1 protein-coding gene is annotated in these 521 nt (G+C 56.0%); it reads left to right on the top strand.

Annotated elements, in window-relative coordinates:
• Window positions 1–143: 143 nt before the first annotated feature.
• Window positions 144–521 (top strand): carbohydrate porin (locus HMPREF9538_RS04150; protein WP_009486125.1); only part of this gene is annotated, 378 nt, incomplete at its 3' end.

Genomic DNA, 521 nt, shown 5'->3' with positions numbered 1-521 from the left:
CCCACTTTGCTGGCGACATCACAATTCTTAAACCGGTTTAGCAATTTTTATTTTCACCGCGTTACCGACATGTTTACCATATCAACTAAACCGGTTTAGCAAACATTAGCACACTCACTGATTTACCTTTGGATGTCACCAACATGTATAAAAAACGGAAGTTAGCCATTCTTATTGCTTTGCTAACCGGCACCGCCGCCGCCCATGGGCAGACAGACCTGAACAGCATTGAAGCGCGTCTCGCCGCCCTGGAAAAACGCCTGCAGGACGCCGAGACCCGCGCCAGCACTGCCGAAAGCCGCGCCGCCTCAGCGGAGCAGAAAGTTCAGCAGTTAACCCAGCAGCAGCAGCAAACCCAGGCCACCACCCAGCAGGTGGCCTGGCGCACCACTCAACTGGAAGAAAAAGCCGAACGGCCCGGCGGCTTTGAGTTCCACGGCTATGCGCGTTCCGGGGTGATCATGAACGACTCGGCCGCCAGTACCAAATCCGGCGCTTATATGACCCCCCCCCCCGGGGGG

Source organism: Klebsiella sp. MS 92-3 (assembly GCF_000195655.1).
GTDB classification, from domain to species: domain Bacteria; phylum Pseudomonadota; class Gammaproteobacteria; order Enterobacterales; family Enterobacteriaceae; genus Klebsiella; species Klebsiella pneumoniae.
The sequence above is the reverse complement of the archived record's forward strand: the minus strand, read 5'-3'. Positions and strand labels throughout refer to the sequence as shown.